The 24106-nt window shown below is 61.3% G+C and carries 28 protein-coding genes; 8 read left to right on the top strand and 20 right to left on the bottom strand.

Annotated elements, in window-relative coordinates; translation table 11 throughout:
* Positions 1-25: 25 nt before the first annotated feature.
* From B9A15_RS05400 to dnaE, 3 genes are all read left to right on the top strand, one after another.
* Complete coding sequence (locus B9A15_RS05400) at positions 26-1219, top strand: MFS transporter (RefSeq protein WP_084409012.1); 1194 nt, start codon at positions 26-28, stop codon at positions 1217-1219.
* A gap of 218 nt (positions 1220-1437) precedes the next feature.
* A complete protein-coding gene (rpmG, locus tag B9A15_RS05395) occupies positions 1438-1605 on the top strand; it encodes a 50S ribosomal protein L33 (protein ID WP_084409011.1) in 168 nt (55 codons plus the stop codon).
* 681 nt (positions 1606-2286) lie between these two features.
* Positions 2287-5739, top strand: coding sequence for a DNA polymerase III subunit alpha (gene dnaE, locus B9A15_RS05390; protein ID WP_084409010.1), 3453 nt, complete (start codon positions 2287-2289; stop codon positions 5737-5739).
* A 40-nt stretch (positions 5740-5779) separates the two neighbouring features.
* Here the strand turns inward: dnaE and B9A15_RS05385 are convergent, their stop codons facing one another.
* Together B9A15_RS05385 and B9A15_RS05380 are read right to left on the bottom strand one after the other, a co-directional pair.
* A complete protein-coding gene (locus B9A15_RS05385) occupies positions 5780-6430 on the bottom strand; it encodes a hypothetical protein (RefSeq protein WP_084409009.1) in 651 nt (216 codons plus the stop codon).
* Positions 6427-6732, bottom strand: a complete 306-nt coding sequence (locus B9A15_RS05380; RefSeq protein WP_244556804.1) for a DUF3572 domain-containing protein — start codon at positions 6730-6732, stop codon at positions 6427-6429. The genes B9A15_RS05385 and B9A15_RS05380 overlap by 4 nt, the downstream gene beginning before the upstream one ends.
* A gap of 119 nt (positions 6733-6851) precedes the next feature.
* Here B9A15_RS05380 and B9A15_RS05375 point away from each other — a divergent pair, with 119 nt between their 5' ends.
* Together B9A15_RS05375 and B9A15_RS05370 are read left to right on the top strand one after the other, a co-directional pair.
* On the top strand, positions 6852-7223 hold the full coding sequence (locus tag B9A15_RS05375; protein WP_084409007.1) for a response regulator: 372 nt from the start codon (positions 6852-6854) through the stop codon (positions 7221-7223).
* Positions 7224-7237: 14 nt separating this feature from the next.
* A complete protein-coding gene (locus tag B9A15_RS05370; RefSeq protein ID WP_084409006.1) occupies positions 7238-8650 on the top strand; it encodes a PleD family two-component system response regulator in 1413 nt (470 codons plus the stop codon).
* A 231-nt stretch (positions 8651-8881) separates the two neighbouring features.
* Here B9A15_RS05370 and B9A15_RS05365 read toward each other — a convergent pair whose 3' ends face one another.
* The 8 genes from B9A15_RS05365 to B9A15_RS05330 form a co-directional block, all read right to left on the bottom strand.
* Positions 8882-9322 carry a gamma-glutamylcyclotransferase family protein gene (locus tag B9A15_RS05365; protein ID WP_084409005.1) on the bottom strand — a complete coding sequence of 147 codons (441 nt, stop codon included), beginning with the start codon at positions 9320-9322 and terminating at the stop codon, positions 8882-8884.
* 99 nt (positions 9323-9421) lie between these two features.
* On the bottom strand, positions 9422-9889 hold the full coding sequence (locus B9A15_RS05360; protein ID WP_084409004.1) for a ribonuclease toxin HepT-like protein: 468 nt from the start codon (positions 9887-9889) through the stop codon (positions 9422-9424).
* Complete coding sequence (locus B9A15_RS05355; protein WP_170923176.1) at positions 9886-10221, bottom strand: nucleotidyltransferase domain-containing protein; 336 nt, start codon at positions 10219-10221, stop codon at positions 9886-9888. Before B9A15_RS05355 ends, B9A15_RS05360 begins: the two co-directional genes overlap by 4 nt.
* A 117-nt stretch (positions 10222-10338) precedes the next feature.
* Complete coding sequence (thrS, locus tag B9A15_RS05350; RefSeq protein WP_084409002.1) at positions 10339-12351, bottom strand: threonine--tRNA ligase; 2013 nt, start codon at positions 12349-12351, stop codon at positions 10339-10341.
* A 141-nt stretch (positions 12352-12492) separates the two neighbouring features.
* Complete coding sequence (yidD, locus tag B9A15_RS05345; RefSeq protein WP_084409001.1) at positions 12493-12744, bottom strand: membrane protein insertion efficiency factor YidD; 252 nt, start codon at positions 12742-12744, stop codon at positions 12493-12495.
* The gene (locus tag B9A15_RS05340) at positions 12734-13108 is read right to left on the bottom strand and encodes a HepT-like ribonuclease domain-containing protein (RefSeq protein ID WP_084409000.1); all 375 of its coding nucleotides are present in this window, start codon (positions 13106-13108) and stop codon (positions 12734-12736) included. The genes yidD and B9A15_RS05340 overlap by 11 nt, the downstream gene beginning before the upstream one ends.
* The gene (locus B9A15_RS05335; protein ID WP_084408999.1) at positions 13108-13398 is read right to left on the bottom strand and encodes a nucleotidyltransferase family protein; all 291 of its coding nucleotides are present in this window, start codon (positions 13396-13398) and stop codon (positions 13108-13110) included. The genes B9A15_RS05340 and B9A15_RS05335 overlap by 1 nt, the downstream gene beginning before the upstream one ends.
* A 44-nt stretch (positions 13399-13442) precedes the next feature.
* Complete coding sequence (locus B9A15_RS05330; protein ID WP_084408998.1) at positions 13443-13889, bottom strand: iron-sulfur cluster assembly scaffold protein; 447 nt, start codon at positions 13887-13889, stop codon at positions 13443-13445.
* A 303-nt stretch (positions 13890-14192) separates the two neighbouring features.
* Between B9A15_RS05330 and folE the strand changes: the two genes are divergently transcribed.
* The 3 genes from folE (at position 14193) to B9A15_RS05315 (ending at position 16315) form a co-directional block, all read left to right on the top strand.
* A complete protein-coding gene (gene folE, locus B9A15_RS05325) occupies positions 14193-14813 on the top strand; it encodes a GTP cyclohydrolase I FolE (protein WP_084408997.1) in 621 nt (206 codons plus the stop codon).
* Positions 14814-14822: 9 nt separating this feature from the next.
* Positions 14823-15251, top strand: a complete 429-nt coding sequence (hisI, locus tag B9A15_RS05320) for a phosphoribosyl-AMP cyclohydrolase (RefSeq protein WP_084408996.1) — start codon at positions 14823-14825, stop codon at positions 15249-15251.
* A gap of 134 nt (positions 15252-15385) precedes the next feature.
* Positions 15386-16315 (top strand): patatin-like phospholipase family protein, encoded by a 930-nt coding sequence (locus B9A15_RS05315; protein ID WP_244556803.1) that lies wholly within the window; start codon positions 15386-15388, stop codon positions 16313-16315.
* A 70-nt stretch (positions 16316-16385) separates the two neighbouring features.
* On the opposite strand, the gene B9A15_RS05310 is transcribed toward B9A15_RS05315, so the two are convergent.
* From B9A15_RS05310 to B9A15_RS05265, 10 genes are all read right to left on the bottom strand, one after another.
* Positions 16386-16817, bottom strand: a complete 432-nt coding sequence (locus B9A15_RS05310) for a CBS domain-containing protein (protein ID WP_084409136.1) — start codon at positions 16815-16817, stop codon at positions 16386-16388.
* A 125-nt stretch (positions 16818-16942) separates the two neighbouring features.
* Positions 16943-17617 (bottom strand): rhomboid family intramembrane serine protease, encoded by a 675-nt coding sequence (locus B9A15_RS05305; RefSeq protein ID WP_244556802.1) that lies wholly within the window; start codon positions 17615-17617, stop codon positions 16943-16945.
* A 636-nt stretch (positions 17618-18253) separates the two neighbouring features.
* Positions 18254-18730, bottom strand: coding sequence for a cupin domain-containing protein (locus B9A15_RS05300; RefSeq protein WP_084408993.1), 477 nt, complete (start codon positions 18728-18730; stop codon positions 18254-18256).
* Positions 18731-18897: 167 nt separating this feature from the next.
* Positions 18898-19512: a DNA-3-methyladenine glycosylase I gene (locus B9A15_RS05295; protein WP_084409135.1), complete on the bottom strand. Its 615-nt coding sequence runs from the start codon at positions 19510-19512 to the stop codon at positions 18898-18900.
* Between the two features lie 137 nt (positions 19513-19649).
* Positions 19650-20234, bottom strand: a complete 585-nt coding sequence (locus B9A15_RS05290; RefSeq protein WP_084408992.1) for a MerR family transcriptional regulator — start codon at positions 20232-20234, stop codon at positions 19650-19652.
* Between the two features lie 86 nt (positions 20235-20320).
* Positions 20321-20683 carry an integration host factor subunit alpha gene (locus tag B9A15_RS05285; protein ID WP_084408991.1) on the bottom strand — a complete coding sequence of 121 codons (363 nt, stop codon included), beginning with the start codon at positions 20681-20683 and terminating at the stop codon, positions 20321-20323.
* Between the two features lie 104 nt (positions 20684-20787).
* A complete protein-coding gene (locus B9A15_RS05280; protein ID WP_139798228.1) occupies positions 20788-21759 on the bottom strand; it encodes a beta-ketoacyl-ACP synthase III in 972 nt (323 codons plus the stop codon).
* A 5-nt stretch (positions 21760-21764) separates the two neighbouring features.
* Positions 21765-22838, bottom strand: a complete 1074-nt coding sequence (gene plsX, locus B9A15_RS05275) for a phosphate acyltransferase PlsX (RefSeq protein ID WP_084408989.1) — start codon at positions 22836-22838, stop codon at positions 21765-21767.
* A gap of 81 nt (positions 22839-22919) precedes the next feature.
* Entirely contained in the window at positions 22920-23489 is a 570-nt protein-coding gene (locus tag B9A15_RS05270) for a YceD family protein (RefSeq protein WP_084408988.1), read from the bottom strand.
* A complete protein-coding gene (locus tag B9A15_RS05265; protein ID WP_084408987.1) occupies positions 23486-24022 on the bottom strand; it encodes a ubiquinol-cytochrome C chaperone family protein in 537 nt (178 codons plus the stop codon). Before B9A15_RS05265 ends, B9A15_RS05270 begins: the two co-directional genes overlap by 4 nt.
* Between the last annotated feature and the right edge of the window lie 84 nt (positions 24023-24106).

Raw genomic sequence — 24106 nt, 5'->3', positions numbered from 1 at the left:
GCAGCAAAGGGCGGAGTTCGACGCCATGGATCAGCGCAGGAAACCCGACGACATTCTCGAAGAGGCCGAGGCCCGGCTCGAACGTGTCGATTGGGTGGCGGCGGGCGCCGCAATCGCCTCGATCAGCGCCGTCGGCATCGCGCTCGGCCTCGGTCTTCCCCTTCTCAGCGTAATTTTGGAGCGTCGCGGCATCTCCGCCACGATGATCGGCGCCAATACCGCCGTCGCCGGGATCGCCTCGCTGATCGCCGCCCCTCTCGTCACGCCGATCGCCCGCTATGTGGGCGTTCGCAACGCCATGCTGATGGCGATCGTCGGCGGGGCGGCCTCGGCGGTCGGCTTCTATATCTTCACTGAATTTTGGGTCTGGTTTCCCCTCCGACTTGTCTTCCACTTCTCGATCACCGCCCTCTTCATTCTGTCCGAATTTTGGATCAATGCCGCCGCCCCGCCGCGCTCCCGTGGCTTCGTCCTCGGCATCTATGCGACGGTCTTGTCGCTCGGCTTTGCAGCAGGCCCTTGGATCTTCAGCCAGGTCGGCTCGACTGGTTTCCTTCCCTTCGGGATCGGAGCGGGCGTCATTCTTGCCTCCGCCATTCCGCTGATCTTGGCTTGGAACCGCCATCCGATCATCGAGGATGCCAGCCATTTCAAAAGCTTCTGGCGCTATATCGTGTTGATTCCTACGGCGACCGGCGCTGTTCTCGTCTTCGGCGCCGTCGAAGCCGGCGGCTTTGCCCTCTTTCCCGTCTTCGGCAATCGGATGGGCTATGACGAGGCCTCGGCCGCCCAGCTCCTCACGGTGATCGGTCTCGGCAATGTCGTTATGCAGATTCCGATCGGGCTCCTGTCCGACCGCGTGAAGGACCGCCGCAATCTCCTCCTCCTCTTCGCCGCCGTCGGCCTATGCGGCACGCTTCTTCTGCCTTGGATCGCGGCGAACTGGTATGTGATGGCATGCCTTCTCTTCGTCTGGGGCGGTGTTGTTGCCGGCCTCTATACGGTCGGCCTCGCCCATCTCGGCACCCGCGTCTCGTCATCGGACCTCGCATCCGCCAACGCGGCCTTCATTTTCTGCTATTCCGCAGGCATGCTGCTTGGCCCCCAAATCATCGGGTCGGGCATGGATCTCTTCGGCCCCGATGGCTTTGCTTGGTCGCTTGCCCTCTTCTTCGGCCTCTATCTGATGCTTGTCGTCGGGCGTCGCATCATGCGCTGAATTGCGCTTGACGCTGGCGAGGCCCTTGACTTCCAAGGGCGCATGAGTAAGGTCCGCCCGAATTCGCCGACGCGTTGCGTCGGCGGTTTTGCGTTCGTCCCTCGCGAAATCTTTGGGGAGAACGGGCGCAACAACCAATTTCAGCCGCTTCTCTCCGCCCCGACGGCATCCGTCAGGACTGGCCGAGGCGAACCGGCATCAAGCGAACGGACAGGGCCATGGCCAAGGCGACAACGATCAAGATCAAGCTTCTCTCGACGGCCGATACCGGCTATTTCTACGTCACGCGCAAGAACAGCCGTACGATGACCGAGAAGTTGGTTCAGCGGAAATACGACCCGGTCGTGCGCAAGCACGTCGACTTCCGCGAGACGAAGATCAAGTAAGGCCTTTTGCCAGGACCTCAGCTGCTTCCGCAGTCGAAATCGATAGAAATCGAAAAGCGTCGCTCCGATCGAGCGGCGCTTTTTTTGTATTTGCGGCCCCGACCAAGAGCCATGCTAAGCGGACATGATGGCGCCGCCAATCCAACGAAGCTCGTCGAAGCGCATGCGTCGGCCTCTCTTTCGAGTTCATTTTGTTCTCATTGATGTGATCGCCAATTCCCTTTTCTCGACAGAGCGTTAGCGTCCCGACGCGCTGCTAAAAGGCAGGCGATAAGGGCCAAAACGAATCAACCGGCTTGACAAAAGAGAACAAGAAAGGAACAAATACCGTACAAACCGAGGAGAGCAGCATGCGTGATTTGGCGAAAGACGTGGTGTCCTTGTTTGCGGTGACCGGCTTTGTCCTGTCTCTGACGATCTTCATTCATTCCATGTAGCCGCCTGATCGCTTGGCAGTTCGACACCCAAGACCACGATCTCGCACAAGGACGGCCGAATGTGCGTTTGGAGATTGGCTGCAAAAAACTGGGGACCACAGCCAAACGGCAGCGAGAGCCTATGGCTCGTCGGCTACCGGGGAGCTAAGTTCGAGCACTCATTCTCCGCGATCGGCGTCTTCCGAGCTCGAACGTCCCATCGAGCATTTGGCGGAATGGTCGCAGACATATTGCAGGACATGCCATGGCCGAGACCGATCCGAAACTCAGCTTCGTGCATCTGCGCACCCACAGCGCCTATTCGCTCTTAGAAGGCGCGATCAAGCTCGACCAAATCATCAAATTCGCGGTCGCCGACGGCGCTCCGGCGGTCGGAATCGCGGACACCAATAATCTGTTCGGGGCCCTGGAATTCTCCGAGAAGGCGTCCAAGAGCGGTCTCCAGCCGATCATCGGCTGCCAGCTCGACATCGATTTCGAAGACGGCGAAACAGACCGCGATCGCGCGTCCCTATCGACCGCGCCGATGGTTTTCATCGCGGCGAGCGAAGCGGGTTATGCCAATCTCATCGAACTCGTATCCATGGCCTATCTGCGGCACGACGGCCATGCGCGCGCTCACCTGAAGGCGGCGTGGCTCGACGAGCTTACGGAGGATGTGATCGCCCTGACGGGCGGTCCGCGCGGCCCGCTGGGTATCGCGCTGGCGGCCGATCGCGATGCCATGGCGGAAGAGAGGCTTTGCCGTCTGAAAGCCCTGTTCGGGGATCGGCTCTATGTCGAGTTGCAGCGGCAGGAAGGCTATAGTCGGCGGGTTGAGGCCGAGACACTGCGGCTCGCCTATGATCACGAGCTGCCGATCGTTGCGACCAACGAACCCTTCTTCGCTTGTCCGGACGATTACACCGCCCATGACGCACTGCTCGCCGTCGCGGACAACCGACTCGTCAGCCATGAGGAGCGCCGCAAGCTTTCACGCGATCACTGTCTGAAGACCCAGGCCGAGATGGCGGAGCTCTTCGCCGACCTGCCCGAAGCGCTGGCCTCGACGATCGAGATCGCCATGCGCTGCAGCTATCGCCCGCGGGTGCGAAATCCGATCCTGCCTCGCTTTGCCGGCGCCGATGCCGATCCTGTGGAAGCTGAACGGGCCGAGGCCGCCGAGTTGCGCCGTCAGGCGTTCGAAGGTCTCGACGCGCGCATCGAAAAGCTCGGAATGGCGCCCGAATACACGGTCGAAGACTACCGCGAGAGGCTCGATTTCGAGCTGTCGATTATCGAGAAGATGCAGTTTCCCGGCTACTTCCTGATCGTGGCCGACTTCATCAAATGGGCTAAGGCGCAAGGCATTCCCGTCGGCCCGGGCCGTGGTTCGGGCGCGGGCTCCCTCGTCGCCTACGCGCTGACGATCACCGATCTCGATCCGCTCCGCTTCTCGCTTCTCTTCGAGCGCTTTCTCAATCCCGAACGCGTCTCGATGCCGGACTTCGACATCGACTTCTGCCAGGATCGTCGCGAAGAGGTGATCCGCTACGTCCAGGCCAAATATGGACGCGAGCAAGTCGGCCAGATCATCACCTTCGGAACGCTGCAGGCCCGCGCCGTTCTTCGCGACGTCGGCCGCGTTCTCGAAATGTCCTACGGCCATGTGGACAAGCTCTGCAAACTCGTCCCGGCCAATCCCGCCAACCCCGTAACGCTTGCCCAAGCGCTGGAGGAAGAGCCGCGTCTGAAGGAAGCGCGCGAGAAGGAGGAGGTCGTCGATCGGCTGATCTCGATTGCCTTGAAGCTCGAAGGTCTCTATCGCCACGCTTCGACCCATGCCGCCGGCATCGTGATCGGCGATCGCCCGCTCCATAAGCTGGTCCCGATGTATCGCGATCCGCGTTCGGACATGCCCGTCACCCAGTTCAATATGAAATGGGTTGAACCGGCTGGCCTCGTGAAATTCGACTTTCTCGGCCTGAAGACCCTCACGACGCTGCAGACGGCGGTCTCTCTGATCGCGCGCCGCGGCGTCGAGATCGACCTGTCCGCCATTCCGCTCGACGACAAGCCAACCTTCGAGATGCTGACGCGTGGTGAAACCGTCGGCGTGTTCCAGGTGGAATCGGTCGGGATGCGCAAAGCCCTGATCGGTATGCGGCCGGACCAATTCGAGGACATCATCGCCCTCGTCGCGCTCTATCGCCCGGGTCCGATGGAGAACATTCCGACCTACAATGCGCGCAAGCATGGCGAGGAGGAGCCGGACTTCATTCATCCGAAGATCGCCTCGATCCTCAAGGAGACCCAGGGCGTCATCATCTATCAGGAACAGGTGATGCAGATCGCGCAGGTGCTTGCCGGCTATTCGCTAGGCGAAGCCGACCTTCTGCGCCGAGCCATGGGCAAGAAGATCCGCGCGGAAATGGACAAACAACGGATCCGCTTCGTCGAAGGCGCCGTGGAGCGCGGGATCGACAAGGCGCAGGCGGACATGATCTTCGATCTGCTCGCCAAATTCGCCAATTACGGCTTCAACAAATCCCATGCCGCCGCTTATGCGCTGGTCGCCTATCAGACGGCCTATCTGAAGGCGAACTACCCGACCGAATTTTTGGCCGCATCCATGACGCTCGATGCCGGGAACACCGAAAAGCTCAACGATTTCCGCTTGGACGCTGGACGGCTGGGGATCGAAGTGGTGCCCCCCTCGGTGCAGACGTCTCATCGCAGCTTCGAGGTCGGGGAAAACCGGATCTTCTATGCGCTCGCCGCAATCAAGGGCGTCGGCGAACATGCCGCCGAGCATATTGTCGAGCGGCGCGGGAACAAGCCGTTCGCCTCGTTGGAGGATTTCTGTACGCGGATCGATCCGAAAATCATCAACAAACGCACCTTCGAATTCCTGATCGCGGCCGGCGCGCTCGACTGTTTCGGCCATGAGCGTTCGGTGTTGATGGGCAATGTGGAGCGCATGATGGCCTATGCGGCGCGCATCGCCGAAGCGCGCGTCTCAGGCCAGTCCGACATGTTCGGCAGCCTGTCCTCGGAGCCCGAGCCCTTGCGTCTCGGGCCAACGGCTTTGTGGACGTCTTCCGAAAAGCTATTGCGAGAGTTCCAGGCGATCGGGTTCCACCTTTCGGCTCATCCGCTCGACGAATATCGGGCCACCTTGAAACGGCTTCGCGTCCTGTCCCATTCGGAAGCGATCGCGGCCGTCAAGCGCGGGGCGACCGCGGTGCGAATGGCCGGCACAGTCACCAGCCGCCAAGAACGAAAGACGCGCAATGGCGGAAAGCTCGGTATCGTGGCAATGTCCGATCCGAGCGGACAATATGAACTGGTCCTCTTCTCGGAGGCGCTCTCGACATTCCGCGATCAGTTGGAGCCCGGTGCGTCGGTGATCGTCACCGCTGCAGCCGAAGAGCGACCGGAAGGTGTTTCCTTCCGCGCGCAGTCGGTCCAATCGCTCGAAGATGAAGCCGTGCGCATGCAGAAGGCTCTGCGCATTACGATGCGCGACGAGACGCCCCTCTCCGCCTTTCGCGATCAGCTTCAGACTCAGGGCGACAGCGAGATTGCGATCATCTTGCTCCGAGAAGACGGTGATCGCGAGGTCGAGATCACCCTGCCCGGCCGATATCGGGTCTCCCCGCAAATGGCGAGTGCCGTAAAGGCGGCGACGGGCGTCATCGATGTGGAACTCGTTTGACGCTCGCGCTTGGAGAGCCTTGCCGCCGCGAACGCGGCGGTCAGGCGGATATGACCCGTCGGATGATCCGCTCGGCCTCGCTCCAATCGCGTGCCGGCGTGGCGCCGGGCGGAAGTGGCGGCAGATGCGGGCGAAACACGTCGTTGGCCATGAGATGAACGAGATGGGCCGACGGACAGCTGAGGCGAACCGACTGAAGATTGGGCGGAAGATCGTCGACGAAGACGATCGGTCCATCCCATCTTTCGGAAAGATCACTGACCACGGCGCCTTTGGATCGCTCGGTCGCGATCATTGGATAGGTGAAGCCTTCCCGGTCGAGAAGTCTGCGTCTGTGATCGTAATAGCTCGGCTGCATGGCCGTCAGGAACAGAATATCGATGTCCTGATTGAGGGCGCGAAGAGCCGCATGGGCGCCTTCGACCACGGGCTGGCGCGTTTCCTGTTCCTCGTAAAGGCGCAAGGTGATCTGATCGAGTTCGTTGCCCGTCAACGCCGTGCCCGTCGACATCGAACGGACATTGCCGGTCAGTTTGAAGCTGTCGGCATGAAGATGGGCGCCATGGTCCGAAAGAATTTTCTGGAACGGGGCGATGAATTCAAGAACGACCTCGTCGACATCCAGAATGAGAAGGGCGTCCCGGCGGCGCTCCAATTCGTCGATCCGGGGTCCGGCGCTCGCTTTTGTCACGATGCGTCATCCCACGGAACGTCACCACCGATGAGGTGGCCAGCACGCGCGACAAGCTCAGGCGACCGCTCCGAGCTCTCGCAGAACGCCATGAGGGTCGGCTCATGAGCGGTCACGAAGTCGAGCACTCCCCCGAGAAAACCCGGCTCGCCAGCGGCAGCGCGCATCTCGTCGGCGCTGAGCCCGGTCACACCACAAAAACGGTCGAACAGGATTGGATCGGAGGCGATGAAACCGAGCGCTTCCACGGCGATGGCCTCGGCGACCTCGCGCGTTGCTTCGCTGGTGCGGTGGACCTTCAAAGCGCCATTATCCTTAATCGAATGCAACGGTACCATTGCGAATTATTCAATGAAATGAGTCTACACCGGAGAGATCGATACCGGACATTCGGCCGTCGGTCGAGGCAGGAGTAGCGCGGATGGCGAAGACCGTGATGATCGTCGAGGACAACGAGCTCAACATGAAGCTCTTTCGCGATCTGATCGAGGCCTATGGTTACGAGACCGTTCAGACGCGCAGCGGGCTGAACGCTGTCGAACTCGCGCGCGAGCACCGGCCAGATCTGATCCTCATGGACATTCAACTGCCTGAAATCTCTGGTCTTGAGGTCACTCGGAAGCTCAAGGACGATCCAGAACTGCGGCGCATCCCCGTCATCGCGGTGACGGCTTTCGCCATGAAAGGCGACGAAGAGCGCATTCGCGAAGGTGGATGCGAAGCCTATATCTCCAAACCAATATCGGTGCCGAAATTCATCGAGACGATCAAATCGTTTCTGAAGGACGGCTGACACGGGAGAGTAGGATGAGCGGCCGCGTCCTCATCGTCGATGACAACCCGATCAATCTGCGCCTCCTCGAAGCGCGGCTGTCTGCGGAATATTTCGACATCGTCAGCGCCACATCGGGCGAGGACGCGCTCCGGCTGTGCCAGTCGGAATCCTTCGATCTCGTGCTCAGCGACGTCATGATGCCGAGAATGGACGGGTTCGAATTGTGCGCGCGAATCAAATCCGATCCGCAGACGCAGCATCTGCCGGTCGTCCTCATCACGGCGCTGGATCATCCGTCGGATCGCGTTCGGGGCCTTGAGGCGGGCGCCGATGATTTTCTGACCAAGCCGGTTCGCGATCTGCCGCTGTTTTCCCGGGTGCGCAGCCTGACGCGCCTGAAGCAGATGACGGACGAGCTTCGCAGGCGCGCCGAAACGGCGAGCGAGCTGATCGTCTCCGACAATCCGGACGGACGAGGCAGTCTTCATCGTCATCGCATCCTCACATTCAGCGAGCGGCGGGAGGAAGCCCAGAGGATTGGTTTCATGATCGACGAGATTGCGATCACCGCGACTGCATCCGATCCCAATGAAGCGTTGAACGACCTTCGCGAAGGCGGCGTGAGCCTGGCCATAATCGATCTCGTCCATCGCGATCGCGGCGATCCATTGCGATTTCTCGCCAGGGCGCGCTCCGACGAGCGCCTCCGCAGCCTTCCGATCGTCGCAATCACCCCAACGGAAGACGACGCCACGGCCGCGCGGGCCCTCGAACTCGGCGCCCATGATTATGTGCAACGGCCCATCGATCCCAACGAGCTCGTGGCTCGGATTCGGACGCAGCTCGCGCGCCAACGCTATAGCGAAAACCTCAGAAAGACAGTCGAAAGAACGCTCGAACTCGCCGTCATCGACGGTCTCACCGGGCTTCACAATCGACGTTTCCTGGACGCTCATCTCGATCGCGCCGTCAAACAGGCATCGAGGCGCAATGGCTCTTTTGCCGTTCTCTTGGCCGACCTCGATCATTTCAAATCGATCAATGATCGATTCGGTCATGATGTGGGTGACGCAGTTTTGCGGGAATTTTCCCGCCGTCTCGAGACAAGCATCCGCGCGAGCGACCTTGCCTGCCGCGTGGGTGGCGAGGAGTTTGCGGTCCTCATGCCGAATGCGGACATCCGTATGGCGATCGCCGGTGCCGAGCGTGTGCGCGAAACCATCTCGACGTGCCCGGTCGTTTTGCCAGACGGCCAGAACTTGGATGTGACGCTCAGTGCCGGTGTGGCCGTCTTTCCGGACGATGGCGAAAGCCCTCTTACGCTGATGCGCCGTGCCGACGAAGCGCTCTACCGGGCCAAGCATGCGGGCCGCAATCGCGTCGAGCCGAACATGGGCGATCACCCATCTTCGTTAACCAAGTCTTCAAACTTGCAATCGAATTGAATGAAAGGTCGTTGCATTCGCGCCTGTTATCAGCGACGTTCGACAGTGCCCGGAACAAGGGCGGGGTTAGAAGAAATTCAGCGCTACCCCATGGAATGCTCAGGTCCGCCGCATCTCCTGGGTCCCGTGGGGCGGTCGGTCGGTCTCCTGCTCAGGTGGTTTCCTCGTACCGCCGCGGGATGACCGGCCGGCCACTTTTGCTTCGACGACGCGTCATCGGGCCGGACAGTCTCAATGTCCCCTTCGATCCAAATATGCCAACCAGTCGCCGTCCGGCACGAGCGGATCGTGCATGCTTTGGCGGGACACATACACCCAGACATCAAGGCCAGAATCGATCGGCCGCACGAGCCGGCGCAGATAGGGAGAGGCCTCTTCGTTCGCCGGGTCGTAGTCTTCCCAGCCATCGAAGACCGGGAAAGCCTCGGGGCGTAGAACCTCGTAGAGATCGGCCAAGACCACACCCCCCGGACCGATTGCGGAAGCACTGAGCGGATCGGCCTGAAGGCCCGCCGAAACCGACGGAAAATAGCCTGGATAGGGACCATGCGCCCTGAGAGTTCCGGCGAGAAGGCAGGTTCCGCGATAGGCTGCTAGATCGGCCTTTCCAGGCGCCATGGCATCGACGGCGTCGCGGCGAAGCGATCCGTAGAATGCGAAGAACTCGGTCATCGGCGATCTCTGCAGAGCTAAGGTTGGAATGATCAAGGGCTAGGAGGATGGGGGAGCGATATAGCGGCCGACAGGACGCTGAGCACCCTGCGGAGTGGCTCAAAAGACTGTCCGGAGATTCGCGGCCAGAGGCCTCAGCGCAATTGCCAGACGCTTCGCCGCTTCGATCGTGGGGCGCGCACGTTCAACCTCGAAGTCGTCATAAGCGTGCATAGCGCGGTGCCGAAAGCGCCGTGCTTCATCGAGATCGCGAGCAATTGCGGCATTGATCAAAGCAGGCCTTGGAGCATCACCATTACGGGCACGGGAGAACCGACGGATCAAGACGGCATGCCAGTCGGCGCCGACAGGTAATTCCTCGCCGATGATTTCAAGGACACGGACAAGCCCAGCTTCAACCGAACTATAGCCCGACTGAAGCGCATGCATCAAAGCCATGCGAGCTCGATAAGCTTCGAGCTCCTCGCCCGCAAAGCCGTTCGCCTCAAAGAGCAAAACCGCATTCGCGAAGTGCCGACTGGCCGACGTGAAATCATCCTCGACGTCAAGCCAGCGTGCGTCCGTCATCCGAACGTCACCATCCTGTCGGCATTGCGGGCAAGAAAGCGTGCCGACATCGTACGGAATGCAAGCGCGTCGAGCGGCAGACGGTGCTCAATGCAAAGATCCTCGACGAAGGTGAAGGCATCATGCTCATGGTTGGGAGGAAACTCGACGAGCACGTCGAGATCGCTGTCATAGCGCATCTGCCCCGTCACCGCCGAGCCGACGACATGGAAGCGCCCCCCATGGGCTTTTGCATAACGCTCCAATGCGTCCATCACGCTGTCGGCGGCGGCCCGCCGGCGGTTTGCCTCAAGGGCCTTCCGTTCTTCTAGATTAGGTGTCGCGCGGTCCATCGCCCGGTGCAGCTCGCCGAATAGACATCCCATGGCAAGAACTCTCGCCATGGGATTGAGGTTATGCAGATGCCACGCTGAACGGCAAGTCGACTGAGCGGCGACGCCTCGCCACTCTCATGCGTCGTTCGAGGCGGCCTTGCGGCTCATACCACGGGCAAGATCCGGTGCCACCGCCTCCTCGCTCAAGGCGGCGACGGCCTCGGCGAGCGTCTTGGAAGACGGTGTATTGGAACCCAGCCGGCGGATATTAACCGTCTTCTCTTCAGCCTCACGCTTGCCGCAGACGAGGATCGCCGGGACCTTGGCCAGCGAATGCTCGCGGACCTTGTAGTTGATCTTCTCGTTGCGCAGATCGAGCTCGACCTTGAGTCCCGCCGCCCGCAACTCTTCGACGACCTCCCGCGCATAATCATCGGCGTCGGAGGTGATCGTCGCGACCACCGCTTGGACCGGCGCGAACCAAAGCGGCATATGGCCGGCATAGTTCTCCAGGAGAATGCCGAGGAAGCGCTCCATCGAACCGCAGATGGCGCGGTGGATCATGACCGGGCGCTTCTTCTCCGATGTCTCGTCGATATAGAAGGCACCGAAACGCTCCGGCAGATTGAAATCGACCTGGGTCGTGCCGCATTGCCAGTCGCGGCCGATCGCGTCGCGCAGAACATATTCGAATTTCGGCCCGTAAAACGCGCCCTCGCCCGGATTGACCGCCGTCTTGATCCGGCCGCCGGACTTGGCGGCGATCTCGTCGAGCACGCCCGCCATGATGCGCTCGGCATGATCCCAATTCTCGTCCGAGCCGACGCGCTTTTCCGGCCGGGTCGAGAGTTTCACCGTGATCTCCTGAAACCCGAAATCGGCATAGGTCGACAGGATCAGATCGTTGATCCGCATGCATTCGGCGGCAAGCTGATCTTCAGTGCAAAAAACGTGGGCGTCGTCCTGCGTAAAGCCGCGCACCCGCATCAACCCATGCAGTGCGCCGGAGGGCTCGTAGCGATGGACATTGCCGAATTCGGCATAGCGAATAGGCAGTTCGCGGTAAGACTTCAGACCATGCTTGAAGATCTGGACATGCCCCGGACAGTTCATCGGCTTGATGGCGAAAACCCGGTGATCGGCATCTTCGTCATCCGGATGGGTGAAGGCATGCGCCGACTTCACCGCAAACATGTTCTCCTGATACCAGCCCCAGTGACCGGAGGTCTCCCATAGCGCCTTGTCGAGGATCTGAGGCGCATTCACTTCCTCATAGGTGCCATCCAGCCGCCGCCGCATATAGGCGACAAGGCTCTGGAACATGCGCCAGCCCTTGGAGTGCCAGAAAACGACGCCCGGCCCTTCCTCCTGGAAATGGAACAGATCCATCTCGCGGCCGAGCTTGCGGTGGTCGCGCTTTTCCGCCTCCTCCAGCATATGGAGATAGGCTTTCAGCTGATCCTTGGTGGCCCAGGCCGTGCCATAGATGCGCGAGAGCATCGGCCGGGTGGAGTCGCCGCGCCAATAGGCGCCGGCCACCTTCATCAGCTTGAAAGCATCACCCACCTGACCGGTCGAGGCCATATGCGGGCCGCGACACAAATCGAACCACTCGCCCTGGCTGTAGATCTTGACGTCCTGGTCTTCCGAGATCGCATCGACCAGCTCGACCTTGAACCCTTCGCCCTTCTCGGCGAACACGTCCTTTGCCTTTTGACGGTCCCAGACCTCCTTGGCGAAGGGTTTGTTCCGCTGGATGATCTCAGCCATCTTCTTTTCGATGACCGGCAAGTCGTCGGGCGTGAAAGGCGTTTCGCGCGCGAAATCATAATAGAAGCCGTTTTCGATCACCGGGCCGATGGTGACCTGGGTGCCCGGCCAAAGTTCCTGAACGGCCTCGGCAAGAACATGGGCGCAGTCGTGGCGGATGAGTTCGAGGGCGCGTGGATCGTCGCGCGTCAGAATCTCGAGCGCGCCGGACCGTCTGACCGGATCGGCCAGATCGCGCACCTCGCCATCGAGCGCATAGGCAACGGCTTTTTTGGCCAGAGATTTGGAAATCCCTGAGGCAATATCGGCGCCGGTGGTCTCGGGCGGATAGTCGCGAACGGAATTATCGGGGAAGGAAAGCGAAACGGCCTCGGCCATCGGTCATGTCTCCTGTCGTCCAGTCCCGCCTACGAGCGCGGGTGGCTTTTGTGATCGGCGGCGCATTGCGCCGCAGACGCGGAAATAGCCACAAAACCACGAAACCTCAAGCGAGGCTTGGTTCGCACCGATCACTCGCGATCAGTCGGGCACATTGTCGATGCCGCCCCTGCCGAACGGGCCGCAGCGGGCCACGCGGCGCGCGGAAAGCCATCCGCCGCGCAAAAGTCCATGTCGGGCGATCGCCTCATAGGCGTATTCAGAGCAGGTCGGCAGGTGACGGCAATGGCCACCGACGAGCGGTGAGAAGGTCAACTGATAGAGGCGCACGATCCCGATGCCGAAGAGGCGACCAGGCGTGCGGCGCCAGTGGCCCGTAAAGTTACGCGACATCGTCGCCGGCCTCGCGCAATATCGATTCCAGCCGCCCTTGCAGATCGGGAACCGAGGTCGTGGCGATTTCCCACAGGGTGGGATAGTCGATGTCTTCATAGCCGTGCGCAAGCCGGTTGCGCATGCGCACGGCGTAGCCAAGCATCAGCTCCGGATGACGATCGTTGAAATCTGGACGTTTTCGGATCAGCCGGTTTGCGTGTTCGCCGATCTGCTCGATCGCTTTGGCAATGGCCAGTTGCTCTCCTTCGTCTTGCAGGAAACTGCCGAGCGAATAGCGCGTAGTGAGGCGCATACAGCGCGCACAAGCTTGATCGATGATCAAAAGCAGATCGTAGAGTTCATGATCGAAGTCGTCGGCCATCACAGGCGCTGCAAATCTCGTTCCAACCGCTTGAGTATACGCTCGGAGAATTCGCCGGTCAGTCGAAGATCGGCGCGTATGCCGATCTGCTCTCTGATTTCGTCTTCAATCCGAAAGACATCGTAATAGCTGAGGGGATCTTGTCGCTCGACGAGGATGTCGAGATCGCTCTCTTCCGTATCTTCGCCTCGCGCCACCGATCCAAAAATGCGTGGGTTGATGACCGGATAGCGCGACAGGATTTGCCTTATCGTCTCGCGGTGTAGGGCCAGCGCTTCGGAAGGCTTCATACCTCATCTCCGTTCAAAGACACCACGAGACAGCAGGTTCTCCCTCAAGCCGCCGCCGTCTCGCCCCGCCCCTCGATCTCGTCCAGGGCGGAGACGACGGCGTCGAAGGTCAGCATGGTCGAGGCATGGCGGGCCTTGTAGTCGCGGACCGGCTCGAGATATTTGAGGTCAGCGAACCGCCCCTCCGGCGGCGCCCCATTCTCCTTCAGCATCGCGCGCATCTCGTTGCGCACAGTCCGCAATTCGGTCGGCGTCGCGCCCAGAATGTTGCGCGCCATGACCGAGGACGAGGCTTGGCCAAGCGCACAGGCCTTCACCTCATGGGCGAAATCCGAGACGCGACCGTCCTCAACCTTCAGATCGATCGTGACCGTCGAACCACAGAGTTTGGAATGGGCCGAGGCGCTAGCATCCGGCGCGTCCAGCCGGCCGATCCGGGGAATATTGCCGGCAAGCTCGAGAATATGGGCGTTGTAGACGTCGTCGATCATAGACAAACTTCTCCGGCAAAGCTGCGCCTCACCGCATGAGAGCATGGCAAGCAGATGCCTATCAATTGGCGTTTCGCACGATTATATAGGCGCCCGGGCACCTAATCGAAAGACATTGGCTCCGCCATGGCTGCGGACGTGAGTGGAAAGCGGGAAGACAGCGGACAGGCTTCAAGCGCCGCGCGGGGGATCGAATTGACGGACGAAACGAAGAAGAGCACAGCCCGAACGGCAAGTTCCGCGCCCGACATCCACTCCCTTTGGGTTGCGGCGAGAATCCCGAGTTTCAGAGAAGGAATGGCGATGGAAGCGGTTGTCAAGAAGTTCCCCGAGCCCGCCTCCACCGATCAGGAGCGGCCTTCGCGCGAGGAGGCCGAGGAGGCCGTGCGCACGCTTTTGCGTTGGATGGGCGAGGACCCTCACCGAGAAGGCCTCTTGGAAACACCGGCACGAGTCGTCAAAGCCTATAGCGAGCTTTTCGGCGGCTATAAGATGGAAGCCGGCGACGTTCTCGGCCGCACCTTCGAGGACGTGTCCGGCTATGAGGACATGGTCCTCGTCAAGGATATCGATTTCCATTCCCATTGCGAACATCACATGGTGCCGATCATCGGAAAGGCTCATGTGGCCTATGTTCCGAACGGCCGTGTGCTGGGACTGTCCAAGATCGCCCGCCTCGTCGACATCTATGCCCGACGCCTGCAAACGCAAGAATCCATGACGGCGCAGATCGCGACGGCCATGGAAAGCCTTTTGAAGCCTAAGGGTGTTGCGGTCATGATCGATGCGTCCCATCTCTGCATGTCGATGCGCGGCATCCGTTCCAAGGACGCGACGACCATCACGAGCGCCTTCCATGGCCAATTCCGCGACGACAAGGACCTCGCACAGCGCTTCATGCGCCTCGTCGGTCAGGCCTCCTGAGACGATGTCATGACGTTTGAAAAAAGCGGTGCGACCTTCGCGCCAGCGACGACCGGCGCGGAGCAGGAAGAAGGTTCGACATTCAGGCCGCAGTTCGACGCGAACGGGCTCGTGACGGCGATCGCCACCGATCGCGATACCGGGCGCCCCCTGATGGTCGCGCATATGAATGCCGAAGCCCTTTCAGCCACGATCGAAACCGGGATAGCGCATTATTGGTCGCGGAGCCGAAAGACGCTTTGGAAGAAGGGTGAGACCTCGGGAGCCCTCCAGACGGTCCACGAGATCTGGACCGATTGCGATCAGGACGCTGTCTGGCTTCGCGTCACCACCCCCAAGCCGGAAGACACCTGCCATACGGGACGAGCGAGTTGCTTTTATCGGCGGATCGATCGCGAGACCGGCGGACTCGTTCTTTCAGATTCGAGCAATAGTTGATGGTTTAAACTGCCTCGACCGGGGTGGTCTTTTCGGCTGCCCGAACGAGGGAGGTTCGAACGGTCGCCATGTTCCAGCGCGTTCTGAACTGGTCAGACCCAGCATCGGTTGCGACCGATGCCGGATCCCAAGCAATGATCACCGATCGCGCGACGAGCGACGGCCCGCCGGCGCCTAATGACAAGGACGGCATCGCGCTGGCGCTGGGTGGCGGCGCAGCGCGAGGCTGGGCCCATATCGGGGTTCTACGCGCCCTCGACGAGGCCGGTATCCGCGTCTCGATGATCGCCGGCACTTCGATCGGCGCATTGGTCGGAGGCTGCTATCTCGCGGGCAAGCTCGACGAACTCGAAAGCTTCGCGCGGTCCCTTACCCGGCGCGGCATGTTGCGCTTTCTCGATTTCCAATTCGGGGGCGGCGGACTGATCGGCGGCATGCGGCTCAGCCGGCGCTTGACGGAAGCGCTCGCCGACATGCAGATTGAGGATCTCGGCCGACCCTTCGTCGCAGTGGCAACCGAGGCGCGGTCCGGCCATGAGGTCTGGCTCGATCGCGGATCGCTCATCCTCGCCATGCGCAGTTCCTATGCCCTGCCCGGCGTGTTCGAGCCGGTGTCCTGCGGCGGGCGCCGTCTTCTCGACGGAGCCTTGGTCAATCCGGTTCCGGTCAATGTCTGCCGCATGATGGAGGAGCGTCTCGTCGTCGCGGTCAATCTCAATTACGATCTTTTTGGCCGCGCAGCCGTCGTGCGAATGCGGGCAAGCGAGGCGGATCTGGCCGGCACGAACGACAAAAGCGTCCCCGGCAGCCCACAGCAGAGACGCGAGACGCTCGGCATGGCGCGCGCCATGGTCGATGCCTTCAACATCATCCAGGACCGCATCTCCAGATCGCGCCTCGCCGGCGATCCGCCCGATCTGACGCTTCAGCCAAGGGTGCGCGACATCGGACTGTCGGAATTTCACCGAGCCGCGGAAGCGATAGATTTCGGCTATGAGGTCGCCACCGCACGCATCGGCGAAATACGGCGGATGGCGGAAGAACTCAGCCGCCACCGCGTTTGAGCCAATATCCAGTCGCTCTTCTGGCGATTTCGGATATCCGGGCGCCCGTCGGGCAGACCCGGCGGTTTCATTATCCCGCCGCGATATAGCCGCGCATTTCCTCGGCCTCGGCCTCGGCATCTTCGATCTTGCGCTTGACCACGTCGCCGATGGACACGAGGCCGGCCAGCCGGCCATCCGAGAGAACGGGTAAATGGCGGAATCGCCCCGATGTCATGGTCTGCAGCGCTTCGTCCACCGTCGTCCTCTCGGTGCAGGTCGTCACTTTGAGCGTCATGACGTCGCGAACGACACGGCGCAGGCTTTCAGGACCATTGGCACCAACGACGCGAACGATGTCGCGCTCAGACACGATGCCGGCAACCGTGCCGTTTTCCTCCACCAGCACGATCGCACCGATCCGCTTTTCGGAAAGCACCTTCGCCACATCCGCCAAGGTGACGTCCGGGTGAAGGGTGATCACATTGCTGCCCTTCGATTCCAAAATGCGTTTGATGGTCATCGACATCTCCCAACAGTCGGTCGCCCGAGTCCATCGTGCGACGAGCGGGCGCGTCCATCAAGTCCATGACGTTCGCAAGACTTGCGCGAACGGTTCAAAGGGAAACGAAACCCTTGCCCTGACGCTCAGTGTGGATTGCCGTCGCTCGGCCGCCGCTCGAACAAGCCAAGGCCAAGGAAACCAAAGACAAACCCACCAAGATGGGCCTCCCAGGCGACGCTGCCCTCGCCGAAGGCGCCGCCCATTCCAGCCGAGAACAGAAGGTTCGTGGCGAAAAAGACGATCACGAAAACGAGAACCGTCCGATCGGACAGCGCGCTTGCGATCGGCGTCAACGGCTGGTGGCGATAGGCGCGCATCATGCTGAAGCGATCTCCCCGGCTGAGAGCGAATCGACTGGCTCCACCCATCATGGCGGAGACGGCTCCCGATGCGCCGATGACCGGCTGAAGCAGCGTCGGATTGATGACGAAGAACAACGCCGCGCCAGCGACGGACCCGGCAATCGAGAAGACGAGGAAGCGCTGAGCGCCGAGGCGCCGGGCGACCGGCGTTCCGAAGACTAGAAGCCAAAGACTGTTGAGACCGATATGCATCGCGTCGCCATGGAGCAGGGTGTAACTCGCGGGCGTCCACAGATCAGCGCCTGGCGCGCGGACGGTGCAGATTTCGGCCAGATCGGAATAGCAGCCTGGAATGAAGGACAGATTGAGGATCATCCAGCCTTCGATCGTCGGCCCAGCGACCATCACTCGGAAGAGATGCACCGCAACGAGAGCCGCGATAAAAACGAGGACCACGGAGGGGACATTGAAGGCGGGGGGGGAGGGACGCCGGAGAGGCGGTTCACGAAAAGGGTCGGCGCTCACGCATACTCCTAGCAACAAGAATGGCGGCCCGACGCCGCTCATGGCGGGCGCGAGAGAGGCGCGCGATCCGGCCTGACTGCCGGCCCCTGCTCCAAATCATGCCCGTTCTCGCCTTACGCGACCATCGTACCGACCGTCAAAATGTCAACGGAACACAAAAAAACCGCCCATGCGATCACTCGCCGGGCGGTTGAAAAATTCGTGGTGCTCGAAAGCCCTGATCGATCGTGCTGCTTGATCTGAGAGCATATGTCCTCGTGACGATCTAGGCGAACCGGATAGGTGCGGCAAACGCATTCCGAACACAAGGTTAACCTGGTAAAAGCGGAACGGAGCACTCATCACGTGATACAGAATGCCGTCCTAGAGGCCCGACCATAACGGCGCTCGGCTCCGTGATCATTGGCTGTGCCGAAATGGGGTATTGCCCCCGAACTGGACCTTCAGGTGGTGGCAATAGGTTTCGCTCTCTCATCATGCTGCTCGCGGCAAAACAACGATTCTGAGTGAATAGCGCTTTGATCTATCGCATTTAGAGCCAAGTCCTGCGGCGGGCTCACGGCGTCCTCAACCCCGCTCATGGAAGCCGTCTTCCCAATAGACGGTCTCTGGCGCCTCGACCGGATCGACATCGTCGATATTTACGACGACCGCCTCGTTGTCTGAGCGCATCAGAACGCATTGCAGCGGTTCGCCGGGATCGGCATTGATCTCCTGATGGGGCACAAAAGGCGGGACATAGATGAAGTCGCCCGGCCCGGCTTCGGCGACGAATTCGAGACGCTCGCCCCAGCGCATGCGCGCTTTGCCGCTCACCACGTAGATCACGCTTTCGAGCGCGCCATGATGGTGGACACCGGTCTTGGCGTCCGGCTGAATGCTCACCGTGCCGGCCCAGATCTTCTGGGCGCCGACGCGCGCCTGATTGATCGCAGCCTGGCGAAACATGCCCGGCGTCTGCGCGGTGTTGGAGTCCAACTGATCGCCGCGGATCACCCGCACGCCGTCATGCTTCCAATCGGTCTCGCGATGATGGTCCTCCATGTCGTCCCTCCGTAAGCTTTTCTAAGACGCCATAGTGTCCGGCATCCCGCCCCATCAGCAAGGGCGTTGGAACCGATGTTCAAGCCGGGTCCAGCAGCGAGTGAAGATGCCAGCGAAGTCTAAGACAGGTTGAAAGACCCACCAACGAAGCGGCCAAATGCGCCGCATCAGATGGGACGTTCGAATGCGGCTCTGGCTTCCTCGCATCCCGTTCGAGCATGACATCCCGGGGCATGGTCGTTCACGAAGCCCATGGATTGCATGAAGGCATAGCAGGTCGTTGGCCCCACGAACCCGAAACCGGCCTTCCGCAGAGCTTTAGACATGCGCGTCGAGGCTGGCGTTATCGGGTTGGCCATAAGCCATTCATGGGTTGGCTCAGGAGGCCGCTCACTCGCGGGCGGCTCGAAGCGCCATAAGAACGCGGCGAGCGAACCATGCGCATCCTGGACCGCCCTCGCCGCCTTCGCGTTCTGGATCGCCGCCTCGATCTTCCCACGATGGCGAATGATCCGCGCGTCCTTTACCAGGCGTTCGACATCGCCCTCGCACATACCGGCCACGCGATCGATCTCGAAATCCCTGAAAAGCTCGCGGAACGCCTCTCGCTTGCGCAGGATGGTGATCCAGGAAAGGCCCGCCTGAAAACCTTCCAGACACAGTTTTTCGAAGAGCCGCCTGTCGTCACCCAACGGCCGACCCCATTCCGTGTCGTGATAGGCCTGATAAAGCGGATCATGGCCGGCCCATCGGCAGCGGGCCAAACCGTCTTCACCCTGCATGACACCGTGATTGGTCTCGATCGAATCCATGGGGACCATGCTAGACCGACGTAAGGGGCGAGACCAGCCGATTTGCCGAAGATCGAGGATGGTCCATGACGCTGGCCGATCCCCGCTAGACGCGCCTTACAACCACCCTACCGGACCTGATCCAAAAGCCTCTTGCATTCCAGAAGGTCGAGAATAACGCTCTGGAGAGCGTCCGCCTGGACTGCGGAAAGATGGGAGGCGGCCATCCCGTCGTCCCGGGGGCGACGCTTGAGGAACGGACCGAACATGGTGCGCCGCTCCTCGCCCGTGGGTGTGGCCTCACGCGCGGGACTCGGCGCATGCGGCGTGGAAACGACGAGGTCGAGATCGTCGGGTACGGCCGCCAGCACCGGCTGACGCTGAGGCGGCGCCTCGTCCGCCACGGGCTCGGGCAGGTCGTTGGGGTCGATATCGAGGTCGCCCCGCCCCGCAGCGGCCACGAAGCGAGCACCCTGCTCGCGCAAGAGACGCTGAACGCCCTTGATGGTGAACCCTTTGTTGTAGAGGAGGAAGCGGATGCCGTGGAGCAGCGCCACATCCTCCGGGCGGTAATAGCGCCGCCCACCGCCTCGCTTCAGAGGGCGGATTTGCGCGAATCGGGTCTCCCAGAAGCGCAGTACATGCTGCGGAATGCCGAGTTCGCTCGCGACTTCGCCGATGGTCTTGAAGGCCTCGGTGGATTTGTCGTTCATTGTATGTCTTTTCCGACGTGAGACGAGGCCGAAAAGATCGTCTGGCCGAGTCCGACGTCAAGCCATTGAGAGGGCGCGATCGAGCCTTATTCGGCTGCGCGCAGATCCTCCAACTCCATTTCGGAATCGTCGTTGTCCGCGGCGGGACGCCCCTCATGGGCGGCGAGAATCCGCTCCTTGAGGACGTTGGATGGCTTGAAGACCGCCACTTTGCGCGGAGAGATCGGCACCTCTTCGCCGGTTTTCGGGTTCCGGCCGACGCGCTCGTTCTTGCTGCGGACCAGGAACGAGCCGAAGGACGAAATCTTCACGGATTCGCCCTTGGCGATGGTCGAGCAGACCTCTTCCAGCACCATTTCGACGAGGTGCGCCGATTCGGTTCGGGACAATCCGATTTTCCGAAACACGGCTTCTGCGAGATCTGCTCGCTTCAGTGTCTTGCCGCCCATCGTTCCCCTCTAGCGCGCCATTCCCCATGGCAGAATGGAAATTTTCTTCCCATATGTCAGGCGCTCAAGCCTATCCATTTTCTCATATGAATCAAGGTAGCTGACTACCAACGAATTAGGCAGGCTCCCCAAGTAAATCCACCGCCCATCGCCTCGAGAAGAACGAGATCGCCCCGCTTGATCCGTCCGTCACGCGCAGCCGTGTCCAGCGCCAAGGGAATCGAGGCGGCCGACGTGTTTCCATGGCGATCGACCGTCACGACCACTTTTTCGGCGGCAATGCCGAGCTTTTTGGCAGAGGCGTCGATGATGCGGCGATTCGCCTGATGGGGGACGAACCAGTCGATATCATCGGCGTCATAACCAGAAAGCGAGAAGGATTCCTCGATCACATCGGTGATCATGCCGACCGCATGCTTGAAGACCTCGCGGCCCTCCATCCGCAGATGCCCGACCGTTCCCGTCGTCGACGGCCCGCCATCCACATAGAGCTTTTCCTTATGGACGCCATCCGAGCGCAGGCGCGAGACGAGGACGCCGCGCTTCTCTCCCTCGTCAGCGACCGGCTGCGCCTCTAAGACGACCGCCCCGGCGCCATCGCCGAATAGAACGCAGGTGGTGCGGTCCGACCAGTCGAGAAGGCGCGAGAATGTCTCCGATCCGATGACGAGGGCGCGCTTGGCCATGCCGCTCTTCAGATAGAGATCGGCCGTCGTCATCGCATAGACGAAGCCGCTGCAGACGGCCTGCATATCGAAGGCAAAGCCATGACGAATGCCGAGCCGGTTCTGGATCTGGACGGCCGAGGCGGGAAAAGTGTTGTCCGGGGTCGCGGTCGCGACAATGATGAGGTCGATCGATTGCGCGTCGATCCCGGCGGCGTCCAGCGCCTTGCGCGCCGCAGCCTCGCCAAGCGAGACCGTCGTCTCGTCCTTGTCCGCGATATGGCGCTCCGCAATTCCGGTGCGCTGGCGAATCCATTCGTCGGAGGTTTCAACGACACCTTCGAAATCCCGGTTGGTCATGGTCCGGGCCGGGAGGACGGACCCTGTTCCGAGTACAACCGAGCTGCGTATGTCTGTCATGTTTGAGTGCTTTCGCTCTGGTCTTTCGTCTCGGCGCTAAGGCGCCGATGAAAGCTCTCGAGATCGGCCGCGATCTTGTTCATCAGATCGTGGCGGGCCATGGCGTCGGCAAGATCGATGGCCGCCGCAAAGCCTTCGGCATCGGTGCCGCCATGGCTCTTGATGACGATGCCGTTGAGGCCGAGAAAGACGCCGCCATTGACCTTTCGCGGATCCATCTTGTCGCGAAGCCGGTCAAAGGCGCTCTTGGCCAGGATATAGCCGAGCTTGGCAAGCCATGTCCGCGTCATCGCCGCCTTCAGATAGGCGGCGATCTGCTTGGCGGTGCCTTCGGCGGTCTTCAGGGCGATATTGCCGGTGAAGCCTTCGGTGACGACGACATCGACGGTTCCCTTGCCGAGATCGTCCCCCTCGACGAAGCCGTGATAGTCGATCCGCTCGATGGGCGTCTCCTTGAGAAGCCGGCCCGCCTCGCGGATCTCGTCCTGCCCCTTCACCTCCTCGACACCGATATTGAGAAGGCCGACGGTCGGGCGCTCGAGCCCGAAGAGAACGCGGGCCATGGCACCGCCCATCATCGAGAAGTCGATTAGCTGCTGGGCATCCGCGCCGATCGTCGCGCCGACATCGAGAACGATCGACTGGCCGCGAAGCGTCGGCCAGATCGCGGCAATCGCTGGCCGCTCGATCTCGGCCATGGTGCGTAGGCAGAACTTCGCCATCGCCATCAGCGCGCCGGTGTTGCCGGCCGAGACAGCCACATCGGCCTCGCCGGTCTTCACGGCGTCGATTGCCCGCCACATGGAGGATTTGTGCCGACCCTGGCGCAGCGCCTGAGACGGCTTGTCCTCCATCCGGACGGAGACTTCGCAATGGTGAAGGCTGGAAGCGGCTTGAAGCGCGGGATAATCGGCGAGAGCCTCTCGCATGGCCGTCTCGTCGCCGAACAGCATGAACCGCGTATCTGGGCGCCGTTCGAGCGCGAGCGCCGCGCCCGCGATCGTGACCTTCGGTCCGTGGTCGCCGCCCATGGCGTCGATCGCGATCGTCGTCTCGTTTCGCTCAGTCAATTCCGTCCCGCCTCGTCACGCTTCGGGGGTGTGGTTCCGGGCGGACCATATTGATTTCGCGCAGTCCCGCAACTCATCCGCTCACTCTTCGTCCTTCCGCCCGGCCTTGAAGGTCGCGAGCTTTGCGAAGGGCGACACCTTGCCGGCTTCGGGTTCGGGATCGGTATCGACCGCCTCGAAGCGCTCCTCGCCGGCTCTCGGATAGGGATCGAGGGCGAGAGCGAGATATTCCATCATGAGTGGACCGAGATCGATCTCGTCGCCGACAAAGGTTTCCGGCGGATCGTCGCCTTCGGGGTCGATATGGAGTTCATGTTCGTCCGGTCGCGCAATGCGTGCAAGCTTCGAGCCTTCCGGCACATAGGTCGCATCGAAGGTGATCGGATAGGTTCGCCGCAGCGGTTCGAGCGTAACGACACTGGTCTGCTCGACGACGGCCTTCAAATCGCCGGTGACGCGAACCCCGTCGCGCTGCCAGGCGCGGGCCGTCAGCTTGGCCTTGAAGCTTGGAACGCCGACGAGGTCCAGCGCCTCGGCGAGTCGCTGGCGCTCCGTCTCGCTCGCCTCGAAATCGATCGGCATGCCGTCCTGCGGCAGTTTCTTGGCGGCGATCGATACCGACAGCACTTGCGTCTCCCTGGTCTGGCTCATCGCGCTACGTCCTCCTTCAATCGTCCCGACAAGATATGGTCGGACGGCACGGACGACAGACGCCCGGCTTCGACGAGCATGTGGTCGGCCAAACGCAGCCGAACGTTTTCGGGCGTATCGTCCCCGAGTGCTCGGCCAGCCAAGGCATCGCCAAGAGCGGTCCGAGCGCCCTCGCCCACCTCCATCGCCGCATCATAGGCCGAGACACGCTCGTAGAACTGGCCCGCCAGCTTGCGCATGCGCTTGGGCACAGCCTGATAGCCGATACCGATCTCGCGCAGCGAGTGATCCATATCGGTCACGAAGCGGTCGACGACGTCCTGGGCGAGCGGGGCGAGCCGTGCATCGTCCCGGCAACGGCGCAGGAAGAGATACATGGCGATCGCCAGGGCCTCGAAGCGCCCCATCACGGTATCAGGCACGCCGCCATCTTCGTAAAGCTTCGGCTGCCTCGCCCAATCCGTGACCGCTGCGTAGAGCGCGTCGACGATCGCTTCGTTGCGACGCTTCTGCGCGCGCCACTTGAACAGCATGTTTGTCCGCCGGTTCTTTCCGTTTTCTCGCATGGGCGGTGACATAAGGACGAGGCGATTGCAACGGCGCGGCCTCTGCTTTAC

The organism is Fulvimarina manganoxydans (genome assembly GCF_900176465.1).
GTDB lineage: Bacteria > Pseudomonadota > Alphaproteobacteria > Rhizobiales > Rhizobiaceae > Fulvimarina > Fulvimarina manganoxydans.
The sequence above is the reverse complement of the archived record's forward strand: the minus strand, read 5'-3'. Positions and strand labels throughout refer to the sequence as shown.